The organism is Novosphingobium sp. ERN07 (genome assembly GCF_012641335.1).
Classification (GTDB): Bacteria; Pseudomonadota; Alphaproteobacteria; order Sphingomonadales; family Sphingomonadaceae; genus Novosphingobium.
In genome coordinates, this window is record NZ_JABAID010000001.1 from 622,052 (window position 1) to 643,591 (window position 21,540).

The following is a 21,540-nucleotide window of genomic DNA, read 5'->3' on the forward strand; positions in this document are numbered from 1 at the left end:
ATGTTGCGTACATGATGCCCGCAAGCCGGGCCGCCAGATTCAGGACCAATCCCATGCTGATGCACACACATGAAGCCCGCCTTGATGCCTTGCGCAAACAATTGGCAAAAGATGGGCTGGATGGCTTCGTCATCCCGATTTCAGATGAACATATGAGCGAATATGTGGGCGCTTATGCCCAAAGGCTGGAATGGTTGACCGGCTTTGGCGGGTCGGCAGGCACGGCGGTGGTGCTGGCCGATCAGGCTGCGATCTTCGTTGACGGGCGCTATACCCTGCAAGTGCGCGATCAGGTGGATGGTGCATTGTGGTCCTACCAATCGGTCCCGCAAACCAGCGTTGCTGCATGGCTGGGCGAACATGCGCCAATGGGTGCGACTATCGGCTATGACGCATGGCTCCATTCGGAAGGCTGGGCTGAAGCCGTCGGTGCAGCGCTGGACAGGCGCGATGCCGCGCTGGTGCCGGTAAAGGTCAACCCTGTCGATGCGGTATGGTCAGATCAGCCCGCCCCTTCGCTCGCCCCGGCCGTGCCTCACGCCGATGAACACGCGGGCCAATCTGCGCATGAAAAGCGGGCAGCGGTGGCAGAATGGCTCAATGCCAATGGCTATGACGCGGCGGTGATCTCTGCGCTGGATTCGGTCGCATGGCTGCTCAACATTCGTGGGGCCGATGTGGACAGGACGCCGGTGGCGCTGTCCTATGTCATCGCCAATGCCGATGGCACGGCGGACCTGTTCATCGCGCCCGAAAAGGTCACGCCTGATCTGACGGCACATCTTGGTAACGCGGTGCGGGTGCATCCGCGCGATAGCTTTGTTGAAGGCCTGCGCGGCCTTTCGGGCCGCAAGGTTGCCGTCGATCCAGAGCGGGCGGTTGCCGCGATTTTCCACGCGCTTCACGATGCCGGGGCGGAGGCTGTGGCGGTGACCGATCCAGTCGTCCTGCCAAAGGCGATCAAGAACCGGGTCGAGCAGGCAGGACATCGCGCTGCGCAGGCGCGCGATGGCGCGGCAATCGCGCGCTTTCTGCACTGGATCGATGTGGAAGCGCCCAAGGGCAGCGTGACCGAGCTTTCCGCGGCAGAGCGGCTTCAGGCCTTCCGCGCCGAAACAGGGCGCTTGCGCGATCTTTCGTTCGACACGATATCGGGCGCGGGGCCGAACGGGGCGGTGGTGCATTACCGGGTGAGCGAGGAAACGAGCCGCGCGCTTGAACCGAACAGTGTCTATCTGGTCGATTCGGGCGGGCAGTATCTGGATGGAACGACCGATATCACCCGTACCGTATGGGTGGGGCCGGATGCGCCGCCGGCGCAAGTGAAGGACCGCTTCACCCGCGTGCTCAAGGGCCACATCGCGCTGGCCCGCGCGGTCTTCCCCAAAGGCACGGCAGGCAGCCAGCTCGATAGCTTCGCGCGCCAGTTCCTGTGGTCGGCAGGCCTCGATTATGCGCACGGCACCGGGCACGGCGTGGGCAGCTTCCTTGCCGTTCATGAAGGCCCGCAGCGCATTGCCAAGGCCAGTGGCGGGCAGGCGGGCACCGGGCAGGAACTGCTGCCCGGCATGATACTCTCGAACGAGCCGGGCTATTACAAGACCGGCGAATATGGCATCCGTATCGAAAATCTGGTGCTCGTCGAACGGCGCGATATTGCCGGGGCCGAAGGCGAATTCTACGGCTTCGAAACGCTGACTTTCGCGCCCATCGCCCGCGATCTGGTGGATGTTGCGCTGCTTTCGGGCGACGACCTGGGCTGGCTCAACGCCTATCATGCCCGCGTGCGCGCAGTTCTGGCACCGCAATTGTCCGGCGCTGAACTGGCATGGCTGGAAGCGGCGTGCGCCCCCTTGTGAGAGTAGTTGTGTTCACTTATTGTTCCTTATCCCGAATCGCGGGGTGAAGGAGAAATGCCATGATCGGTTATGTCACCGTCGGGACGAATGATCTCGAACGCGGCGCAAAGTTCTATGATGCGATTGCCGCCGAAATGGGCGTGGGCCGCATGATGGAATGGGAGGGCGCGATTGCTTGGGGCGCGCCCGGCGGCGGCGCAGGCATCGGGTTGACCAAGCCGTTCGATGGCAATGCCGCTTCGGTGGGCAACGGCGTAATGATCGCGCTTGAAGCGAAGGACAAGGATCAGGTGGACCGGCTTCACGCGGTGGCGCTTGCCAATGGCGGCACGTGTGAAGGCGCGCCCGGCCCACGTGGCGATACCTTCTATGCCGCCTATTTCCGGGATATTGATGGCAACAAGCTTAACGCTTTCGTCATGGGGTAGTTGCGGCGCTTGCACCCGGATGAACGGGCCGCGCGCCGCGCGACAATTTGCGACAATAAACCCGCCGCTCCGGCATAGTCGCGCGACAAGGTGCGCCTAGATAGGTGTTACAGGAACTGCGGTCGTCCACGCTCAGTCCCCTGGGCAAGGCTTCCCTCCCCCTCTCCTTGCCAGTGGGTGGCCGCAGTTTCCTGACCCCTTTCCCGCTCATGGAGCACCGCGATGAAGAAATTTCACATAGCTGCCTCGGCGGCCATCATGGCGACAGCATCGGTAGCGCTCTACGCTGCGACCCCTGCGATGGCCCAGAAAGCCGACGCCGATGGCGACAAGACCATCACTTGGGCCGAGATGAAGACCAAGGCCGATGCAATGTGGGTCAAGCTGGACGTCAACAAGGACGGCAAGCTTGATAGCGCAGACCGTGCGGCCAAGATGGGCGTGATGTTCGACAAGATCGACACCGACAAGAATGGCGCGATCAGCCGCGAAGAGTTTGTCGCCCACCACACCGCCATGAAGGCTCCGGCAAAGGCGGCTCCCGCAGCAATGGCTGGCGGCGCTGAAGGCAAGCGCGAAGGCTGGAGCGGTCGTGGCAAAGGCCGCATGGGCCATCGCGCCATGATGGGCGGTGCCATGCAGATGGCCAAGATGGCCGATACCAACAAGGATGGTGCAGTATCGCGCGCTGAATACGATGCGGCCGTGAAGATGCACTTCGACATGGCTGATGCCAATAAGGACGGCAAGATCACGCCGGATGAGCGCCGTGCCGCGATGAAGACGATGATGGGCAAGATGCGTGGCCCGATGGGTGGACACGGTGCGATGGGTGATGGACCTCCGCCCCCGCCGCCGGCAGACTGAATGTCATGAACGAAGCGCCGATCCGCATACTCCTGGTGGATGACGAACCTGCGCTGCGCGAACCCCTGGCGGACTATCTGGTCCGACAGGGGTTTGTCGTAACGCAGGCCGGCACCGCCGCCGAGGCTCGCAGCCGTCTGCTGGAAGCGGGGTGTGATCTGGTCCTGCTCGACATCATGATGCCGGGTGAGGACGGGCTTTCACTTTGCCGCCATCTGGTTGAAGCCAAGCGGCTGCCCGTGATCTTTATCACCGCCAAGGGCGAATCCACCGATCGTATCGTCGGGCTGGAAATCGGCGCTGACGATTACGTGGTCAAGCCGTTCGATCCGCGCGAACTGGTGGCGCGGATTCGTTCGGTCCTGCGCCGTGCAACCAAGCAGTCCAGCGAAGTCTCGGATGCGGTCATCTATGAATTCGAAGGCTGGCGGCTTGATCCGCTCAAGCGCCGCCTGATTGATCGCGAAGGTGCCGTCGTGGCCATTTCGTCTGCAGAATTTCGCCTTCTGCTCGCCTTCCTCGATCATCCCCGGCAGGTTCTGGATCGTGATCGCCTGCTCGATATGGTGCAAGGCCGCGAAGCGCATCTGTTTGATCGCGCGGTGGACAACCAGATATCGCGCCTGCGCCGCAAGGTTGAGGTGGACAGCCGCAACCCGCAACTGATCCAGACCGTGTGGGGCGGTGGCTATATGCTAGCGACCGAAGTGCGCAAGCGCCCGGCAACGGGCGAGGATAGCTGATACGCATGGAGCGCCTCCGTCTCTGGCCGCGCAGCCTTCAGGGGCAGGTCTTGCTGGCAATTGCGCTGGCGCTACTGGTGGCGCAGACCATTTCGGCCACGCTGATCTGGCGCGAGCAGAAGCATCGGCGGGAAATGTCGATGGTTAGTTCCGCGGCATTTCGGTTGATTGGGCCAACGCCGGAAGAGCGTCGACGTAACCGTCGTGACAAGGAGGACCGGCCTCCCTCAGTGTTCCGCATAGAACACACGGTTGAGTCCTTGCATCGACCGGGCGAAAAACGTTTGCCCAGGGTTGAGCATGAACTGGCCGAAGTGCTCAGCGCGCAAGGCGTGGATGCAGCGCAAGTTGTGGTGTTCGAACGCGATCCGTTGAAGGACGGTCCCAGCCTCGAATTCTGGGAGCGCAATCGCCGGAAGCTGCAACTGGTGTCGAAAGAGCCGATGCCGAGGCTGGTGATCGCCTCGATCCAGAGCAGGGCCGGAGGATGGACATCGACGCGGGTCTTCACCGATGGCGGCGAAATGCTCGTGATCGCGCCGCTGGTCGGACAGACCATCGTGCTCTATCTTGTGCTTGTCGGCGCGATGGCGCTGATCCTGCGCCGCATGGCGCGCCCGCTCAAGGCGCTGACGCGGCGCGTAGAGGACTTTGCCGGAAACCGGGCAATCGAAGGGCAATTGCAGCCCGAAGGGCCTGAAGACATTCGCGGCTTGATCGTAGCGCACAATGCGATGGAAGCGCGCATCGCCGCCATGCTCAACGAAAAGGACGTGATGCTTGGCGCGATCGGACACGATCTTAAAACGCCCCTAGCGGCACTTAGAGTGCGCATAGAGGCGGTTGAGGACGACTTGGAGCGTGGCCGGATGGCCGCGACGATTGAGGATATCAATCGCTCTCTGGACGATATCCTTTCGCTGGCGCGAGTGGGCAGGCCAACCGACCCGCTGGAGCCTACCGAGCTTTCGGCGCTCGTGGCCGATGTGATCGGTGAATTCGAGGATATGGGTGAGCCGGTGGAACTGGGTGAAACCGACCGCATCGTCCTGCCGGTGCGTGCCACGTGGATGCGGCGGGCGCTGCGCAATCTGGTTTCGAACGCCATGCGCTATGGCGAGCGGGCGCGTGTTTCCTTGCGGCGCGAAGGGCGTATGGCTGTGTTGCGGATTGAGGACGACGGTCCCGGCATTCCAGACCATGAAATTGCGCGCATGATGGAGCCGTTCACGCGCCTTGATGCATCGCGCAACAGCAGCACGGGCGGCAGCGGTCTTGGCTTGACGCTGGCACGCGCAATTGCCGATCAGCACGGCGGCACGCTGACGCTGGAAAACCGGCGCAAGGCCGAGGGCCAGGCAGATGGCTTGATCGCCACGATCCGTCTGCCGCTTCAGTAGTCAGTCGCAAGTCAACGACGTTCATCGGCTGTGCAGGGCGTTTGGTCGAAAGGATTCGCGAGGGGGCTGACCGGTTGCTAGTGCAACCATTCTTGCCGATTGCGACGGCAGCCTTTTCTGACGCCCGGAGTTCCTGCCCACGATGCGTACTCTTTCTCTCGTTTCCGCACTCGCGCTGTCTGCTGCCGCCCTTTCCAGCCCGGCGCTTGCGCAGCAGACTGCCGCCAACCCCTCCGCGGCGGCGGGTGTCCACACCGACCTTCCGCGCGTAGCGCATCCATCGCACTACACCATCGCGATCACGCCCGATGCCGCCAACCTGAAGTTCAGCGGCCAGTCTTCGGTCGATCTTGAGGTAACCGAGGCAACCCCATTTCTGACGCTGCACGCGCTGGACCTGAACATTTCGTCCGCCACGCTGACGCCCACAGGCGGTGCTGCGGTGCCGGTCATCATCACTATGGACCCCGCCAGCCAGACCGCGCGTTTCACCGCCGCGCAGCCGCTGGTCCCCGGAAAGTACCGCCTCGACACGACCTATACCGGCGTGATCAACACGCAGGCCAACGGCCTGTTCGCACTCGATTACCCTGACAAGGTGACCGGCAAGGACGTGCGCGGCCTGTTCACCCAGTTCGAAGCGCCCGATGCGCGCCGCTTTGCACCGATGTTCGATGAGCCGATCTACAAGGCGACATTCGATCTTTCCGCCGTGGTTGCCGCCAGCCAGATGGCCATCGGCAACATGCCCGTGGCCAAGGAAGAACCGCTTGAAGGCGGCAAGAAGCGCGTGACCTTCGGCACAAGCCCGAAGATGTCGTCCTACCTGCTGTTTTTCGCGCTCGGTGATTTCGAACGCATGGCGCGCGAGGCCGCGCCCGGGGTGCAGGTCGGCATTGTAGCGCCCAAGGCCAGTGGCGAACAGTCACGCTTTGCGCTGAACGAACTTGCACCGCTGATCCCTTATTATGCCGACTATTTCGGCCAGCCCTATCCGCTGCCCAAGCTGGATAACGTGGCCGCCCCCGGCCAGTCGCAGTTCTTTTCCGCGATGGAAAACTGGGGCGCGATCCTTACGTTCGAACGCATCCTGCTGGATGATCCGGCGATCACCAGCGCGGCGGCGCGGCAGAACATCGTGACCACGCAGGCGCACGAAGTGGCGCACCAGTGGTTCGGCAATCTGGTGACGATGGCGTGGTGGGAAGACCTCTGGCTGAACGAAGGTTTCGCAAGCTGGATGGAAACCAAGGCTACGGCCCATTTCCATCCTGACTGGTTCCCCCTGCTGGGCCGCGTGAACGGACGCGATGCCGCAATGGGCCTTGATGGTTACAAGACCACGCACCCTATCGTGCAGGAGATCAAGACGGTCGACGAGACCAATCAGGCTTTCGACGCGATCACCTATCAGAAGGGTGAAGCGGTCATCTCTATGCTGGAAGCGTTCGCGGGCGAGACGGTGTGGCGCGATGGCCTGCGCGCCTACATGCGCGATCACAAGTTTTCGAACACCCGATCGAAGGATCTGTGGCAGGCGGTGGAAAAAGCTGGCGCGCCGGGGCTGACCGCCATCGCGATGGACTTCACCACCAAGCCCGGCATCCCTCTGGTCAAAGTCACCGGCATGACCTGCAAGAAGGGCGTGACCACGCTCAATCTTGAACAGAGTGAATTCAGCGTTGATCGCAAGGATGAAGTTGCCGCCAAGCCGCAGCAATGGAAAGTGCCGCTGCTGGTTTCGAGCGGTTCTGGCGAACCCGTGCGCACGATCCTTGATGGCGGCAAGGCCACGGTCAGCGTCAATGGCTGCGGGCCGGTGGTGATCAACGCGGGCCAGCTTGGCTATTACCGCTCGCTCTACACGCCGAAGATGCTGCAATCGCTGAAGACTGCGATGCCAACGCTCGCACCGGTTGATCAGATGGGTCTGATTGCCGATAATCTTGCGCTCTCAGCCAGCGGTTATCAGCCCTATGGCCCGGCGTTCGATCTGTTGGCAGCGGTCCCCGGCAATGCCAATCCGGTGGTGCTGGGCAATGCCTTTGGCGATTTCGTGGGCGCATGGCGCACGCTCGACAAGGACGCCGCCGCACAGAAGAAGCTCGCCGCAAAGGTTGCCGCAACCTACAAGCCACGTCTGCTGGCGCTTGGTTTTGAACCCAAGGCGGGCGAAAGCCTGCCCGATGCGGACCTGCGCTCCACGCTGATTTCGGGCTTCGGTACGATGGGCGATGCTGATGTGGTGGCAGAGGCGCGCCGTCGCTTCGCCCTGCTGGCGTCCAACCCCAAGGCGCTCGACGGCCCGCTCAAGACGACGTGGCTGAACATTGTCGCGCGCAATGCCACCAAGGCCGATTGGGACGCGATTCAGGCAATGGCGGCGGCATCGAACAGCGCGGTGGAGCGGCAGTTCCTCTACACCCTGCTGGGCCGCCCGGCAGACGCTGCGCTGGCGAAGGCTGCGCGTGATCTGGCGCTGACCGACGTGCCGGGCAAGACCACCAGCGCGGCAATGATCGTCGCGTCAGCCGCTCTGCACGCCGATGCGACCTATGACTATGCGTTGGCCAACCGCGCCAAGGTTGAGGCGCTGGTCGATGCGCAGAGCCGTGTGACCTTCATCGCCGGTCTGGGGTCCAATTCCAGCGATCCGGCGATGATCGAAAAGCTCAAGGCGTTCAGGGCCACGGTTCCTGCCGAGGCTGGCCGTCCGGTAGACCGCGTCATCGCGATGCTGACCGAAAAGGCCAAGTCGCGCCCGCTCTTCGCCAAGGGGCTGACCGACTGGATGGCTGCGAAGAAGCGGTAATATCGCATTGAGCCCCCTCCTCTTCAGAGGAGGGGGCTATCTTCCTGCCCTCAGCGCAGCAATCCGCCCAGCACGCCGCGCGCGAACCGGCCAAATGCCTCGCCCCCAATCGAAGAGGCGATTGACCCGACCACGGCGGTGATACCCGTAGACATCGGCGCGGCGCGCGTCTTCTTACCGGTAATCTTGGCCGCGATCACCGCGCCTGCCGATGAAGCGACGGCCCCGGCAGCAGCCTTTCCAGCCTTCTCCCACATCGACGTGGTGCGGCGCGGCGCGGCGCGTTGCTTATCCTCGCCTTCTTCCTCGATCTGCTGCGCGGCAGCAGCGGCATCGGCGGCTTTTTGTGCCAGCACTTCGGCAGCCGATTCGCGGTTTACGGCGGTGTCGTATTTGCCCTCGAACGCGCTGACCGACTGGATGATTGCGCGCTCCTTGGCCGTTAGTGGCCCCAATCGCGAATGCGGCGGTGTGATCAGCGTGCGCTGGACGATAGAGGGTGAGCCATCGTCGTTCAGCGTTGATACCAGCGCCTCGCCCACGCGAAGCTCGGTGATCACCGTTTCGACATCCAGTTCCTTGTTGATGCGGAACGTCTCTGCCGCCGCCTTGATCGCGCGCTGATCGCGGGGCGTGAAGGCCCGCAGCGCGTGCTGCACGCGGTTGCCAAGCTGGCCTGCGATCTTTTCAGGAATGTCGATGGGGTTCTGCGAGATGAAATAGACGCCCACGCCCTTTGACCGGATCAGGCGGACAACCTGTTCCACCTTTTCCATCAGCGCATCCGGTGCATCCTCGAACAGCAGGTGCGCTTCGTCGAAGAAGAACACCAGCACCGGCTTGTCGGGATCACCCACTTCGGGCAGCGCTTCGAACAGTTCGGACAGCAGCCACAACAGGAACGTCGCGTAAAGCTTGGGGCTTTGCATCAGCTTTTCGGCGGCCAGCACGTTCACCATGCCGTGCCCTTGGTCATCCACCTTGATGAAGTCGTTGATCTCGAAAGCAGGTTCGCCAAAAAAGCGGTCCGCGCCCTGGCTTTCAAAGGCGAGCAACTGCCGCTGAATGGTGCCGACGCTGGCCTTTGAAACGTTGCCGTATTTGCCTGAAAGCTCGCTGGCATTTTCGGCGCAGGCCATCAGCACCGATTGCAGATCGGGCAGGTCGATCAGCAGCAAGCCGTTGTCATCGGCATAGCGGAAGGCGATGTTCAGCACGCCTTCCTGCGTATCGTTCAGGCCCATCAGCCGGGCCAGCAGCAGCGGCCCCATTTCCGAAATCGTGGTGCGGATCGGGTGCCCGTTCTCTCCATAAAGATCCCAGAACACCGCCGGATTATCGGCATAGGCGTAGTCGGTTATGCCCAGTTCCTTGGCGCGTGCTTCCAGCGAAGCGGCGTGCTTGAACGTGGGGCTGCCGGGCATTGAAATGCCCGCAAGATCACCTTTCACGTCGGCCATGAATACGGGCACGCCGCGCAGCGAAAACTGTTCGGCAATGCCCTGTAAAGTCACCGTCTTGCCGGTGCCAGTGGCCCCTGCGATCAATCCGTGGCGGTTCGCCCGGCGCAGGCGCAGCACTTGCCGTTCGCCGTTGGATGCAAGACCAAGATAGATGTCGTCCATGTGCAGAACCCCATGCGTTTGGCCAATGATTAGGCCGGGCAACCGCCCCTTGCGAGGGGTTTTTGCATCCAGAGCGGGGAACGGCTAGAGCGCGGTCCAGCCATGAGCCTCAAGCCCTTCATTCTCCTTGATGATGCCCGAACCGAGGGTGCCAGCGATGCGCGTCTCTATGAGGATGCGCTGGAAGTGGTCGTCGCGCGCCGGGCTGATGAGGTGGAAGCCGCATTGGCGCAGATTGCCGCAACGCCCGGCGATTGGGCGGGCTATCTGGCCTATGAAGCCGGGCTGGCGCTCGAACCGCGCCTGGCCCCGCTGGCGGCAGAGCGCACCGGTGCAGCGGGGCCTCTGGTGTGGTTTGCGCGGTTCGGCAAAGTCACGCGCATGGCCAGCGCCGAAGTGGAACGCTGGCTTGCGACCGAGGCAACCGGCGCAGGCCGGCTTGGCCCGATGGGCGCGGCCATCTCGTGCGGGGGCTATGCCAAGGCTTTCGGATTGGTGCAGGAAGCGATCCGCGCGGGCGATATCTATCAGGCGAACCTCACGTTTCCGCTGGCCGGAACATGGGATGGCGATCCGCTGGCAATCTATGCCGATGTGCGCCGCGATGCGCGTAGCGGTTATGGCGGCGTGGTCTGGGATGGTTCGCATTGGCACCTCTCGTTTTCGCCCGAACTGTTCTTCAAGCTGGCCGATGGCGAGGCGCGCGTCCGCCCGATGAAGGGCACTGCGCCGCGGGGGGCCACGCCGGAAGAGGACGCGCGGTTCAAGGCAGACCTTGCCGCCAGCGTGAAGGACCGCGCCGAAAACCTGATGATCGTCGATCTGATGCGCAACGATCTTTCGCGCGTGTCGAATGCAGGTTCGGTCAAGGTCGAGGCTCCTTTTGCCATCGAAAGCTACCCAACGGTCCATCAGATGGTAACGACGGTGCGCGCAAGGCTGGCTCCGGGCGAGAACGCGCGCAGCCTGCTTCACGCGATTTTTCCTTGCGGCTCGATCACCGGCGCGCCCAAGATTCGTGCGATGGAGATCATCCATCAGGCAGAGCGCGATGCACGCGGTGTCTATTGCGGATCGATTGGGCGGATAGACCCCTCTGGCGATGCCGCGTTCAATGTGGCAATCCGCACGGTGCGCCTTTCGCCGGATGGCCGCGCGGTCATGGGGGTGGGGTCGGCCGTCGTGGCCGATTCCGCGATGATCGGCGAATGGCGCGAATGCGTGGTGAAGGGGAATTTCTTGCGCTTGTCTGCCGGCCATGCCGACCTGATTGAAACGATGGCCTTCGATCCGGCCAAGGGCATCGAACTGCTCGAACTGCATCTCGAACGGATGAAGGCAAGCGCGCTGACGCTGGGCTTCAGCTTTGATCGCCACGCACTGCGCAACGCGATTCACGCGCTGTGCTTCGATCTGGATGCGCCTGCCAAAGTGCGATTGGTGGTGTCGAAAAGCGGGGCGCACGCGCTGGATGCCGGCCCGATGCCTGCGCCCTTGGATAGCCTGACCTGCGCCGTCCTGCCGCTGCCGGTTTCTGATGGCGATTGGCGGCTGCGACATAAGACGACCGACCGGGGCTTCTATGAAGCAGGCCTCGCCGCCGCAAAGAAGGCGGGTGCAGGTGAGGCACTGTTCCTGCGCGACGATGGCCTGCTGACCGAAGGCATGTTCACCAACATTTTTGTCGAGCGCGATGGCGTGCTGCTTACGCCTCGCGCGGACCTTGGCCTGCTGCGGGGCGTCCTGCGCCGTTCGCTGATCGAGGCTGGGCGTGCGGTTGAGGCGGACCTGACGCTTGATGACCTGTCCGGCGGTTTCTTGGTGGGCAACGCCCTGCGCGGGCTGATCCCGGCGCGGCTCTTGGGCGCATGAACATGACGAAGCTTTCTCAGGCCCTTGCACGCATTGCGCCTTCACAAACCACCGCGATTACCGACCGCGCGATCCAGCTTCGCGCTGAAGGCCGCGATGTGATTTCGCTCTCGGTGGGCGAACCGGATTTCGCTACGCCTGCCCATGTGGTGCAAGCGGCGAAGGATGCGCTTGATGCGGGCGATACCAAGTATACCGCCGTCGTCGGCACAGCAGCCTTGCGTGAAGCGGCGGCTTTGCATTTCCGCCGCGATCTGGGCATCGAAGTGCCCGCTTCGCAGGTCATCGTTAGCGCGGGCGGCAAGCAGGCGATCTTCCACGCCCTGTTGGCCACACTCGATCCAGGCGACGAAGTGCTGATCCCCAGCCCGTGGTGGGTCAGCTATCCTGAAATCGTGCGCTTTGCAGGCGCGCAAGTGGTCGATCTGCCCACCGATGCGGCGGGCGGTTTCCGCATCACCGCAACGCAGCTTGAAGCGGCGATCACGCCTGCCACGCGCTGGCTGCTGCTTAACAGCCCCGGCAATCCCACCGGCGCGACCTATCCGGCGGAGGAACTGCGGGCACTGGGCGAAGTGCTGCGCCGCCATCCGCGCGTTCTGGTGATGAGCGACGATATCTATGCGCCGCTGCGCTATGGCGATGGTGCCCACGCCACGCTTGCGGTGGAATGCCCCGATCTTGCCGACCGCATCCTGACCGTATCGGGCGTGTCCAAAAGCCACGCGATGACCGGCTTCCGCATCGGTGTTGCCGCAGGTCCGGCATGGCTGATCGGCGCGATGGGGCGGCTTCAATCGCACTCTTCGGGCAATCCGGCTTCGATTTCTCAGGCGGCTGCGGTGGCTGCGTTCGAAGGGCCGCAGGCGTTTCTGCTGGAATGGCGTGAACGGTTCCGGACGCGCCGCGATATGGTTTGCGCTGCAATCAATGCCATTACCGGCCTGTCCACTCCGATTCCCGATGGCGCATTCTACTGTATGGTCGACGCCACCCCTTTGATGGCGCGGTTCGGAAATGATGAAGCGCTGTGCCTGCATCTGCTGGAAAGCGGTGTGGCGGTCGTCCCTGCATCGGCCTTTGGCGGGCGCGATGGTTTCCGCATCAGCTTCGCAGCGGACGAGGCAAAACTCGAAGAAGCGCTCCGGCGTATTGCAAAGGCTGTGGCGTGATCGATTTTTCCATCCTGTTCGAAGACGGTGAAGCGCTGGTGATCGACAAGCCTGCGGGCCTGCCGCTGGATCGTCCGCGCGCGGGCGGCGATAGCCTCGAAAATCATCTCGATGCGCTGCGCTTCGGCTTCCAGCGCGAACCGTTCCCGGTCCACCGTCTCGACCGCGATACATCGGGCTGCCTTCTGCTGGCACGCAATCCCAAGGCGCTGAAACGCTTTTCCGCCGCATTTGAAGCGCGCGAGGTGGAGAAGGTCTATCTCGGCATCGTGGCTGGCGAAGTGGAGGGAGAAAGCGGCACGATTGACCTTGCGTTGTCCAAGATCAGTTCCGCCGAAAAGGGCTGGCGCATGATCTCGGCCAAGAAGGGCAAGCCTGCCGTCACCCGCTGGAAAGTCCTGTCGCGCAAGCCCGGCCTGACGCTGGTGGAATTTCGTCCCGAAACCGGTCGCACCCACCAGATCCGCGTCCACGCGCTGGCCGGGCTGGGCCATGCGCTGGTTGGCGATCCGATCTATGGAGACGGCAAGGGGGCATGGCGCACGATGCTCCACGCTTCGGAACTCACCGTGCCGCGCGCGGGCAAGGAGCCGATTGAAGGCTATTCTCCGATGCCCGTCGATTTTGATGCTTTCAGCTTCGAACTGCCCCAGACCTGATATGTCGCCCGACGCTCTCGTCGCTCATGCGCTGACGCTGGTCGAGGAAAGCTTCATCGCATCGGCTGGGCCGGGCGGCCAGAACGTCAACAAAGTGGCCACCGCCGTGCAGGTGCGGCTCGATGTCTTCGCGCTGCGCCTTCCGCCCGAGATATTTCATCGGCTGAAAGAACTGGCAGGCAGCAAGATGACCGCCAAGGGCGAAATCGTGCTGACCGCGCGCAGCTATCGCACGCAGGAACAGAACCGTGATGATGCCAGAAAGCGCCTCTCTGAACTGCTGAAAGGTGCCTGTAACCTGCCGCAAAAGCGTGCCAAGTCGCGTCTGAACCGCGTCGGCAAGACTGAAAGGCTGGCAGGTAAGAAGCTACGCGGCGCAGTGAAGGCCGGACGCGGCAAGGTCAGGCTGGATTAGTCCCCGCCGACCCGCTCGATCTCCGCGCCCATCAGCGAAAGCTTTTCTTCAAGCCGCTCGTACCCGCGATCAAGGTGATAGAGGCGGTGAACCTGCGTTTCGCCCTCTGCTGCAAGGCCTGCGATCACAAGGCTCATCGATGCGCGAAGATCGGTCGCCATCACTTCGGCACCGGTCAGCCCATCAACGCCATGCACCACGGCAGTGCGGCCCTTAGTCTCGATCCGTGCGCCCATGCGATTGAGTTCGGGCACGTGCATGTAGCGGTTCTCGAAGATCGTTTCGGTCAGCACCGATGATCCGTTGGCCAGGCAAAGCATCGCCATTAGCTGCGCCTGCATGTCCGTGGCAAAGCCGGGATAAGGCGCGGTCGACAGCGTGACCGGCTTCAGCGGGCCGTCCGCTGCAACATAGATCCCGCCCTTGCGCGGCTCCACATGCACGCCTGCATCGCGCAGCGCCTGCACGGTGGCTTCCATATCCTCGATCTTCGCGCCCTGCAGCATCACGTCGCCACCGGTGATCGCTGCGGCGCAGGCATAGGAGCCGGCCTCGATACGGTCAGGCATGACCATGTAGGTCGCGCCGTGCAGCCGGTCTACGCCGTGGATCGTCAGGTCCGACGTGCCGATACCCTCGATCTGCGCGCCCATCGCCACCAGCAGATTGCACAAGTCGACGATTTCCGGTTCGCGCGCGGCGTTGTGGAGGGTGGACTTGCCCTTGCACAGCACTGCCGCCATCAGCGCGTTCTCGGTCGCGCCCACGGACACGACGGGGAAGGAATAGCGCCCGCCCGGCAGCCCGCCATCGGGTGCAACCGCGCGAACATAGCCTGCCGCCAGTTCGATCTGTGCGCCTAGCGCTTCAAGCGCCTTAAGGTGAAGGTCGATTGGCCGGTTGCCGATTGCGCAGCCGCCTGGCAGCGAAACGGTCGCCTCGCCGCCGCGCGCCAGCATCGGGCCGAGTACGAGGATGGACGCCCGCATCTTGCGAACGAGGTCATAGGGCGCAACCGTTGACGTCAGCCGCGTGGCCTGCAGCGTCATCACCCGCCCGAAATCCTCTGGCCGTGCGCCTGCGATCGAGGTCGAGACGCCGAACTGGTTCATCAGGTGCTGGAACCCGTCGATATCGGCAAGGCGCGGCAGGTTGCGCAGCGTCAGCGGTTCGTCCGTCAGCAGCGCGCAAGGTAGCAGTGTGAGTGCCGAGTTTTTTGCGCCGGATACCGGCACCGTCCCTGAGAGGCGCTTACCGCCACGGATGATGATCTTGTCCATCGCTGCCGTTTAACCGGTTTGCTGTCTCACGCAAGTATGAGCGATTGGTTAACTCCTCGCCGCTAGCTTGACATTTCTCCTAAGTAATTGTGCAGTGCATCATGAGGGTGCAACAAACCGAGGATAAGGCAGGAAAAATGAGTTCCAGCACGATGCGCAAACCTATCCGCAAGGCTGTTTTTCCGGTGGCGGGCCTTGGCACGCGCTTTCTGCCTGCGACCAAGGCGATCCCCAAGGAAATGCTCCCTGTGATCGATCGCCCGCTGATTCAATATGCGGTGGACGAGGCGCGCGAAGCGGGTATCGAACAGCTCATTTTTGTAACCGGACGCGGCAAGACCGCCATTGTCGAACATTTCGATACCGCTTACGAACTCGAACACACCATGAGCGGGCGGGGCAAACAGCTTGACGTTCTGGATGCCACGCGCATCCAGCCGGGCAACCTCGTTACCGTGCGTCAGCAGGTGCCGATGGGCCTTGGCCATGCCATCTGGTGTGCGCGGGCGGTTGTGGGTGATGAACCTTTCGCCATCTTCCTGCCCGATGAAATGATGGTCGGCGAACCCGGCGGCAAGGGCGGCTGCATGAAGCAGATGGTCGATGCCTATAACGAGGTTGGCGGAAATCTGATCTCGGTGCTCGAAGTGCCGCAGGACGAAGTTTCGAGCTACGGCGTGATTGCACCCGGCGTGAAAATTTCCGATGCGCTGACTGAAGTGGTCGGCCTTGTCGAAAAGCCGAAAGTCGCCGATGCGCCTTCCAACCTGATCATCTCGGGCCGCTATATCCTGCAGCCCGAAGTGATGCGCACGCTCGAAAATCAGGAAAAGGGTGCGGGTGGTGAAATTCAGCTTACCGACGCTATGGCGCGGATGATCGGTGGTCAGCCGTTCCACGCAGTGAAGTTTGCGGGCCGCCGCTTTGATTGCGGCAGCAAGGCGGGTTTCGTCGAGGCGACGCTTTCACTCGCCCTCGAACGCCCCGACATGGCCGACGAAGTGCGCGCCATCATGCGGCGTCTGCTGGCTGAAAGTTAGGTTCTGACCCTAAGCCAAAACGATCAGGGCGCGCGCAAGTAGGCAAGGCACATGCGGCCGAGTTCGCGCTTGAGCACGTCCCAATCGTAATCGTGGGCTGCTTCGCCCGATGAGCCGAGGCTGAGCTGGCGAGCCAGCGTCGCGAACACGATCTTGTAGGCCGAATTGGCCTTCATTTCGTGGTCGGTGCCGCCAAAGCTGTCGCGATAGCTGAGCATGGCCTGCATTCCGCGATCGGTGGCGCGCAGCGCGTGATCCTTGCCGGGCTTGGAAACCAGCGGATCGAACGATGCGCGCTCCATCGCCAGTCGCAGCAGCGGCGCGTTCACGCGCAGCACTTCGGCATAGCCCGCAACATAAAGAGGCATGAACTCGTCCAGTGTGGGCGATTGGGCCAGAACATCGTTGACCATCGCTTCTTCGGACTGGGCCAGATCTTCCAGCGCGCGCGCAATCACCGCGCGCACAAGATTGTCCTTGCTCTGGAAGCGAAGGTAGATCGAACCGATCGAAACGTTGCCGCGCTGGTTCACGTCCTGCAACGTGAAATCTTCGCTGCCGCGTTCCAGCATCAATTCGCGCGCAGCAACCAGCATCCGCTCCAGCGAAGCCTTGCTTCGGCCCTGCTGGGGTTTTCTGCTGACCGTTTCAACTGCCAGTGCGGGTTCTTCCGTTGGGCGAGGTGCGCCTCGAGCCATATTCAATGCCTGCCAATCTTGAAATGTAAGTTCTAGAATGCCGTTGGGGCACTATTTGCATCATCGGACTTCAAACGCGAAGTTAAAAATGCAAGTCAGGGCATGGGTGTGGTTGACGCAACCACAATCTCGATTAGAATTACTGTTCTAAATGACAGCGCTATCTGGAGAGAATGATGCGGCGTTTGCGAATGGGCATGATCGGTGGTGGGCCTGAGGCATTCATCGGTCCGGTGCATCGGTTTGCGGCTGAAATGGACCGCGAGATTGAATTGGTGGCAGGCGTTTTCTCCAGCGATGCAGGGCGCAGCGCGGCGGCGGGGGAAAGCTATCGAATCGATCCGGCGCGGGCCTATCCCTCGCTCGACGCGATGTTCGCGGGCGAATCGGCGCGTGAAGATGGCATCGATTTCGTCTCGATCGTCACCCCCAATCACAACCATCTGCCGTCTGCGCGGGCGGCGCTGGTTGCGGGGCTGCCGGTCATTACCGACAAGCCGCTGACTGCGACGCTGGCCGAAGCGCAAGAACTGGCAGGCGTGGTCGCCGCGGCTGGCCTGCCATTCGGCGTGACCTATACCTATTCCGGTTATCCGCTGGCGCGCGAAGCCCGCGCCCGTATCGCAGCCGGAGAAATCGGCACGATCCGCAAGGTCGTGGTCGAATATCCGCAAGGCTGGCTCGCGGGTGAAGCGGTAGGCAAGCAGGCCGAATGGCGCGTCGATCCGGCCAAGGCTGGGCTTGGCGGTTGCATTGGCGATATTGGCGTCCATGCTTTCCAGCTTGCCGAATTTGTTACGGGCCTGCGCGTAACCGAAATGCTGGCCGATCTTGGCGCAGTGGTGCCGGGACGCTTGCTCGATGATGATTGCTCTATCCTGCTGCGCTTCAATAATGGTGCACGCGGCGTGCTGCTGGCCAGCCAGATTGAGGTGGGCGAACTCAATGGCCTGCGTATCCGCGCCTATGGCGACAAGGGCGGGATCGTGTGGAAGCAGGAAGTGCCCAATACGCTGACCATCCATAGCCTTGATGGGCGGACGCAGATCGTTCACGCGGGCGGCAGCCAGCTTGGACCCGATGCAGCATCGCGCACGCGCACTCCGGCGGGCCATCCCGAAGGCTATCTTGAAGCCTTTGCCAACCTTTACCGTGATTTTGCTGCGCTTGTGCGCGGTGAAGCAGCGCCGCTGCTGCCCGGCATTGCCGATGGCGTGCGTGGCATGACCTTTATCGACACCGCCGTTTCGGCCAGCCGCGCCAAGGCAGGCTGGGTCAAGCTGGAAGGTTGAGGAGAGAGATATGAAAACGATCAAGGGACCGGGCATATTCCTTGCCCAGTTCGCGGGCGACAATGCGCCGTTCAACAGCCTTGAAACCATTGCCGACTGGGTGGCGGGGCTTGGCTACAAGGGAGTGCAGATTCCCAGTTGGGATGCGCGCCTGTTCGATCTGGAAAAGGCGGCCACCAGCCAGACCTATTGTGACGAGATCAAGGGAATGCTGGCCGACAAGGGGCTAAGCATTACCGAACTCTCCACGCACCTTCAGGGCCAGCTCGTGGCCGTGCATCCCGCGTTCGATGCGCAGTTTGATGGCTTTGCCCCGGCATCCGTCCACGGCAATCCTGCCGCGCGGCAGGAATGGGCGGTGCAGCAGTTGAAGTATGCGGCAAAGGCCAGCGCCAATCTTGGCCTTGCTGCACACGCCTCGTTCTCCGGCGCCTTTGCATGGCCTTACTTCTACCCGTGGCCCGCACGCCCGGCAGGCCTTGTCGAAGATGCGTTTGACGAACTCGCCCGCCGTTGGAAGCCGATTCTAGATGTGTTCGATGAAAACGGCGTGGATGTGGCTTACGAAATCCACCCCGGCGAAGATCTGCACGATGGCGTGACGTTCGAGATGTTCCTCGAACGGGTCGGCAACCACCCGCGCGCCAACATTCTTTACGATCCCAGCCACTTCGTGCTGCAACAGCTCGATTATCTGGCCTTCATCGATATCTATCACGAACGCATCAAATGCTTCCACGTGAAGGATGCCGAATTCCGCCCCAATGGCCGCTCCGGCGTCTATGGCGGTTACCAGTCATGGGTGGACCGCCCTGGCCGCTTCCGTTCGCTGGGCGATGGTCAGGTCGATTTCCCCGGCATCTTCAGCAAGATGGCGGCGAATGACTATGCTGGCTGGGCCGTGCTGGAATGGGAATGCGCATTGAAGCATCCCGAAGTCGGCGCAGCAGAAGGCGCGCCCTTCATCGATCGCCACATCATCAAGGTGACCGAACACGCCTTTGACGATTTCGCCGCTGGCGGTGCCGACCGGGCGCTCAATGCAAAGCTGATGGGCATCGGTTGATCAGAAGGCGGCTGGGGCGTCTGTGTGGGCGCCCCGGCCTTTTGTTCGATCAACGCTCTACCACGTCCTTGTCCATCGGGGCCAGCTTTGCCAGCAGGCGGTTTTGCGCGGCAAAGGGCACGTCGTTTTCGCGCATGGCGCGCTGAAGGTTCTCGACCAGCGCATTAAGATCGGCCCGCGTGGTGCCCAGATCCTTGTGCGCGGTCTTCATGTCGCGCCCGGTATATGTGCAACCCGCGTCCAGTAGATAGCAGAACTGTTCGAACAGCGTGCGGCGCAGCCGGACCAGATCCTGATTTTTGAAGATTGCTTCAATGCGCGGATCGGTGGTGTTGAGGTCCACGAAACGGTCGATGATCGTGCGAATTCCCTCCTGCCCGCCAAAAGCCTTTGCCATGCCGGCGCCGGAAAAGGGTGTAGCACCCGCGTTGGCAGGTGATTGCACATAAGGGTCAACGGGAAGCTCGCCGGTGGCAGGATCGACTTGCCGCTTTTCCACGCCGAACTCCTTCTCCCAGTCCACGCCTGAGAAATCATCCTGCTGTGCAGCCGTGTCCGGTTCGGGCTGCGGTTGAGGCGTAACGGGTTGTGCGGCCATCAGGGCGAATGCGAGTGCGAGAGTCATGGGTGGCTCCTCAGAATGCGAACTGGAGCGACACGAGCGCGCCGCGCTGGCCATCGAACGTGGCAACCGAACCGACATCGGCATAGGCGGCGGTGACGGTAGCGTTGCGGGTAAAGGCCCAGGCCACGAACAGGTCGTGTGCATCGTCCTCGCGCGCGATGGCCAGATTGCTTGGCCGGGTGCGGTATTCGCCGCCAACGACAAGGCGCGGAGTCAGCATATAGGCGACCGAACCTTCGAACTGGAGCGTGCGGTCGGTCTGATTCGGGCCACCAAAGCCCAGAAGGCCGAACTGGTTGGCATTGGTCAGCCGCGCGGTGGCGTTCACCAGCACGCTTTTCGACAGGAACAGCTTGGTTGCGCTGGCGGTGAAGTCGGTGCCTTCAGCCGATTTCGCGCCCACAGCTTTGACGATGGTGCCATCAAGACTGCGCTTGTGCTGCACGCCCACACTGATCTGCGGTAGCAGTGTCGATCCATATACGGTGTCGCCCACCAGCCGGACCTTGGCCGCGAATATGTCCTGGTTGAAGCGATAGCCTTCGCCCAGCCCCAGCGCCGCGCCGACCTTGCGTGTATCGAAGTTCTGCCGGGCATAGGACAGTTCGAGCCGGTCCTTAATGCCGACGGAAACCCCGTGGCTTTGCCAGCCATAGTCCGCCAGTTCGATCCCGGTGACATGGGCAGAAACGCCCACGCCCCGGTCGGTCTCCATCCCGGCGATGGTCGCCCAACTGGCAAGGCCGCCGCCGCTTGCGCCTTCGATAGTGCTGATGCCGTTGGTCAGTATCAACTTTCCGCCATCAAACAGCGGATCGGCATGAGCTTCTGGCGCCACGCTCAGCCAGATGGACAGACCGGCCAGCACGGTCATCGGCAATCGTGCATGACGGAAAATGTGCGCTTGATCACAGTGAATCGGCATCGGTAATCACACCATTTTGAAAGCAGTTTGGCCGGTGTTAACCACGAAGAGTTAGGGATTTCTAAAATCACCAGAACGGTTGATTCTGATTTTATTAGGAAAATTGGGTCAGATCGACCTTCATGCGATCCCCGAGCCAGCTCCGATTCCAACGCGTCGCCGTCGGGCTTGCCGCCCCTATCGTGATCTCCGCTGCACCGCCGCCGATTCTCCCGGTACAGATCGTCGATCAGGCCGGAGTTCCGTTGCGGGATGCTGTGATCGAGATCCGCCCTCCCGCTGGTGACACCCGCCGTCCCGCCTTTCGCTGGCGCAATGCGATGGCGCAGAAAGGCCAAGCGTTCTTGCCAGGCACGCTGATCGTACCCAAAGGGGCCGTGGTGGCTTTCCCGAATCTCGATACGGTCCGCCATTCGATCTACAGCTTTTCCAAGCCCGGCCCCTTCAAGATCGACCTTTACGGTCAGGATCAGACGCGCACGCAGCAGTTCAAGGTGGCGGGCACGATCTCGCTCGGCTGCAATATCCACGACAAGATGCAGGGCTATATCCGTGTAACCGACACGCCCTACGCCGTGCGCAGCGACCTCAACGGGATCGGCGCAGTCGAAGGATTGGGGCGCGGCAGCTACGATGTCGTTGTGTGGCACCCCCTCGTTCGCGGCGCTGGCGGCGAATGGCGCGGCAAGCTGGTGATGGAGCCGGGCAAACGCACGCGCATTGCTGTGCCTGTGCGATCAGGCTCTGCACGGTGAAAACCCT

At 62.2% G+C, this 21,540-nt stretch carries 19 protein-coding genes; 14 read left to right on the forward strand and 5 right to left on the reverse strand.

Annotation, left to right across the window (positions count from 1 at the left end; translation table 11 throughout):
* Nucleotides 1-59 precede the first annotated feature (59 nt).
* The 6 genes from HGI47_RS03080 to HGI47_RS03105 all read left to right on the forward strand — a co-directional run bounded on the left by HGI47_RS03080 (nucleotide 60) and on the right by HGI47_RS03105 (nucleotide 8,109).
* Nucleotides 60-1,859: an aminopeptidase P family protein gene (locus HGI47_RS03080; RefSeq protein ID WP_168851365.1), complete on the forward strand. Its 1,800-nt coding sequence runs from the start codon at nucleotides 60-62 to the stop codon at nucleotides 1,857-1,859.
* A gap of 59 nt (nucleotides 1,860-1,918) precedes the next feature.
* Nucleotides 1,919-2,287: a VOC family protein gene (locus tag HGI47_RS03085; protein ID WP_168851265.1), complete on the forward strand. Its 369-nt coding sequence runs from the start codon at nucleotides 1,919-1,921 to the stop codon at nucleotides 2,285-2,287.
* 222 nt (nucleotides 2,288-2,509) lie between these two features.
* Complete coding sequence (locus HGI47_RS03090) at nucleotides 2,510-3,154, forward strand: EF-hand domain-containing protein (RefSeq protein ID WP_168851266.1); 645 nt, start codon at nucleotides 2,510-2,512, stop codon at nucleotides 3,152-3,154.
* A gap of 5 nt (nucleotides 3,155-3,159) precedes the next feature.
* A complete protein-coding gene (locus HGI47_RS03095; RefSeq protein ID WP_168851267.1) occupies nucleotides 3,160-3,897 on the forward strand; it encodes a response regulator in 738 nt (245 codons plus the stop codon).
* 5 nt (nucleotides 3,898-3,902) lie between these two features.
* Nucleotides 3,903-5,297, forward strand: coding sequence for a HAMP domain-containing sensor histidine kinase (locus tag HGI47_RS03100; protein WP_168851268.1), 1,395 nt, complete (start codon nucleotides 3,903-3,905; stop codon nucleotides 5,295-5,297).
* 142 nt (nucleotides 5,298-5,439) lie between these two features.
* Entirely contained in the window at nucleotides 5,440-8,109 is a 2,670-nt protein-coding gene (locus HGI47_RS03105; RefSeq protein ID WP_168851269.1) for a M1 family metallopeptidase, read from the forward strand.
* Nucleotides 8,110-8,159: 50 nt separating this feature from the next.
* On the opposite strand, the gene HGI47_RS03110 is transcribed toward HGI47_RS03105, so the two are convergent.
* Nucleotides 8,160-9,734, reverse strand: coding sequence for a helicase HerA-like domain-containing protein (locus HGI47_RS03110; RefSeq protein ID WP_168851270.1), 1,575 nt, complete (start codon nucleotides 9,732-9,734; stop codon nucleotides 8,160-8,162).
* 102 nt (nucleotides 9,735-9,836) lie between these two features.
* Here HGI47_RS03110 and pabB point away from each other — a divergent pair, with 102 nt between their 5' ends.
* The 4 genes from pabB to arfB are packed head-to-tail and all read left to right on the forward strand — an operon-like array spanning nucleotide 9,837 to nucleotide 13,852.
* Nucleotides 9,837-11,606, forward strand: coding sequence for an aminodeoxychorismate synthase component I (gene pabB, locus HGI47_RS03115; RefSeq protein ID WP_168851271.1), 1,770 nt, complete (start codon nucleotides 9,837-9,839; stop codon nucleotides 11,604-11,606).
* A gap of 2 nt (nucleotides 11,607-11,608) precedes the next feature.
* Nucleotides 11,609-12,778 carry a pyridoxal phosphate-dependent aminotransferase gene (locus HGI47_RS03120; RefSeq protein ID WP_168851272.1) on the forward strand — a complete coding sequence of 390 codons (1,170 nt, stop codon included), beginning with the start codon at nucleotides 11,609-11,611 and terminating at the stop codon, nucleotides 12,776-12,778.
* Nucleotides 12,778-13,437, forward strand: coding sequence for an RluA family pseudouridine synthase (locus HGI47_RS03125; RefSeq protein ID WP_370521617.1), 660 nt, complete (start codon nucleotides 12,778-12,780; stop codon nucleotides 13,435-13,437). Before HGI47_RS03120 ends, HGI47_RS03125 begins: the two co-directional genes overlap by 1 nt.
* A gap of 1 nt (nucleotide 13,438) precedes the next feature.
* Complete coding sequence (arfB, locus tag HGI47_RS03130) at nucleotides 13,439-13,852, forward strand: alternative ribosome rescue aminoacyl-tRNA hydrolase ArfB (RefSeq protein WP_168851274.1); 414 nt, start codon at nucleotides 13,439-13,441, stop codon at nucleotides 13,850-13,852.
* On the opposite strand, the gene murA is transcribed toward arfB, so the two are convergent.
* A complete protein-coding gene (gene murA, locus HGI47_RS03135; protein ID WP_168851275.1) occupies nucleotides 13,849-15,132 on the reverse strand; it encodes a UDP-N-acetylglucosamine 1-carboxyvinyltransferase in 1,284 nt (427 codons plus the stop codon). The two genes, arfB and murA, sit on opposite strands and share 4 nt — an antisense overlap.
* A gap of 137 nt (nucleotides 15,133-15,269) precedes the next feature.
* Here murA and galU point away from each other — a divergent pair, with 137 nt between their 5' ends.
* The gene (gene galU / locus HGI47_RS03140; protein ID WP_168851276.1) at nucleotides 15,270-16,172 is read left to right on the forward strand and encodes a UTP--glucose-1-phosphate uridylyltransferase GalU; all 903 of its coding nucleotides are present in this window, start codon (nucleotides 15,270-15,272) and stop codon (nucleotides 16,170-16,172) included.
* Between the two features lie 23 nt (nucleotides 16,173-16,195).
* Here the strand turns inward: galU and HGI47_RS03145 are convergent, their stop codons facing one another.
* A complete protein-coding gene (locus HGI47_RS03145; protein ID WP_168851277.1) occupies nucleotides 16,196-16,870 on the reverse strand; it encodes a TetR/AcrR family transcriptional regulator in 675 nt (224 codons plus the stop codon).
* Nucleotides 16,871-17,046: 176 nt separating this feature from the next.
* Here HGI47_RS03145 and HGI47_RS03150 point away from each other — a divergent pair, with 176 nt between their 5' ends.
* Both HGI47_RS03150 and HGI47_RS03155 read left to right on the forward strand, forming a co-directional pair.
* Nucleotides 17,047-18,162 carry a Gfo/Idh/MocA family protein gene (locus HGI47_RS03150; RefSeq protein WP_168851278.1) on the forward strand — a complete coding sequence of 372 codons (1,116 nt, stop codon included), beginning with the start codon at nucleotides 17,047-17,049 and terminating at the stop codon, nucleotides 18,160-18,162.
* Between the two features lie 10 nt (nucleotides 18,163-18,172).
* Nucleotides 18,173-19,228, forward strand: coding sequence for a sugar phosphate isomerase/epimerase (locus tag HGI47_RS03155; protein ID WP_168851279.1), 1,056 nt, complete (start codon nucleotides 18,173-18,175; stop codon nucleotides 19,226-19,228).
* Between the two features lie 49 nt (nucleotides 19,229-19,277).
* On the opposite strand, the gene HGI47_RS03160 is transcribed toward HGI47_RS03155, so the two are convergent.
* Nucleotides 19,278-19,853 (reverse strand): group 1 truncated hemoglobin, encoded by a 576-nt coding sequence (locus tag HGI47_RS03160; protein WP_240949929.1) that lies wholly within the window; start codon nucleotides 19,851-19,853, stop codon nucleotides 19,278-19,280.
* A gap of 10 nt (nucleotides 19,854-19,863) precedes the next feature.
* Complete coding sequence (locus tag HGI47_RS03165; RefSeq protein ID WP_168851280.1) at nucleotides 19,864-20,727, reverse strand: DUF3034 family protein; 864 nt, start codon at nucleotides 20,725-20,727, stop codon at nucleotides 19,864-19,866.
* A gap of 233 nt (nucleotides 20,728-20,960) precedes the next feature.
* On the opposite strand from HGI47_RS03165, the gene HGI47_RS03170 reads away from it, so the two are divergent.
* Entirely contained in the window at nucleotides 20,961-21,533 is a 573-nt protein-coding gene (locus HGI47_RS03170) for a methylamine utilization protein (RefSeq protein WP_370521608.1), read from the forward strand.
* Nucleotides 21,534-21,540: the final 7 nt, after the last annotated feature.

Bases quoted from the DNA above. Each gene is read 5' to 3' on its own strand.
- HGI47_RS03120 (WP_168851272.1), top strand. From the start codon at position 11,609: ATGACGAAGCTTTCTCAGGCCCTTGCACGCATTGCGCCTTCACAAACC.
- HGI47_RS03165 (WP_168851280.1), bottom strand. From the start codon at position 20,727: ATGACCGTGCTGGCCGGTCTGTCCATCTGGCTGAGCGTGGCGCCAGAA.
- HGI47_RS03095 (WP_168851267.1), top strand. From the start codon at position 3,160: ATGAACGAAGCGCCGATCCGCATACTCCTGGTGGATGACGAACCTGCG.
- HGI47_RS03145 (WP_168851277.1), bottom strand. From the start codon at position 16,870: ATGGCTCGAGGCGCACCTCGCCCAACGGAAGAACCCGCACTGGCAGTT.
- HGI47_RS03090 (WP_168851266.1), top strand. From the start codon at position 2,510: ATGAAGAAATTTCACATAGCTGCCTCGGCGGCCATCATGGCGACAGCA.
- HGI47_RS03100 (WP_168851268.1), top strand. From the start codon at position 3,903: ATGGAGCGCCTCCGTCTCTGGCCGCGCAGCCTTCAGGGGCAGGTCTTG.
- HGI47_RS03160 (WP_240949929.1), bottom strand. From the start codon at position 19,853: ATGACTCTCGCACTCGCATTCGCCCTGATGGCCGCACAACCCGTTACG.
- HGI47_RS03150 (WP_168851278.1), top strand. From the start codon at position 17,047: ATGCGGCGTTTGCGAATGGGCATGATCGGTGGTGGGCCTGAGGCATTC.
- HGI47_RS03155 (WP_168851279.1), top strand. From the start codon at position 18,173: ATGAAAACGATCAAGGGACCGGGCATATTCCTTGCCCAGTTCGCGGGC.
- pabB (WP_168851271.1), top strand. From the start codon at position 9,837: ATGAGCCTCAAGCCCTTCATTCTCCTTGATGATGCCCGAACCGAGGGT.
- arfB (WP_168851274.1), top strand. From the start codon at position 13,439: ATGTCGCCCGACGCTCTCGTCGCTCATGCGCTGACGCTGGTCGAGGAA.
- galU (WP_168851276.1), top strand. From the start codon at position 15,270: ATGAGTTCCAGCACGATGCGCAAACCTATCCGCAAGGCTGTTTTTCCG.
- murA (WP_168851275.1), bottom strand. From the start codon at position 15,132: ATGGACAAGATCATCATCCGTGGCGGTAAGCGCCTCTCAGGGACGGTG.
- HGI47_RS03080 (WP_168851365.1), top strand. From the start codon at position 60: ATGCACACACATGAAGCCCGCCTTGATGCCTTGCGCAAACAATTGGCA.
- HGI47_RS03105 (WP_168851269.1), top strand. From the start codon at position 5,440: ATGCGTACTCTTTCTCTCGTTTCCGCACTCGCGCTGTCTGCTGCCGCC.
- HGI47_RS03085 (WP_168851265.1), top strand. From the start codon at position 1,919: ATGATCGGTTATGTCACCGTCGGGACGAATGATCTCGAACGCGGCGCA.
- HGI47_RS03110 (WP_168851270.1), bottom strand. From the start codon at position 9,734: ATGGACGACATCTATCTTGGTCTTGCATCCAACGGCGAACGGCAAGTG.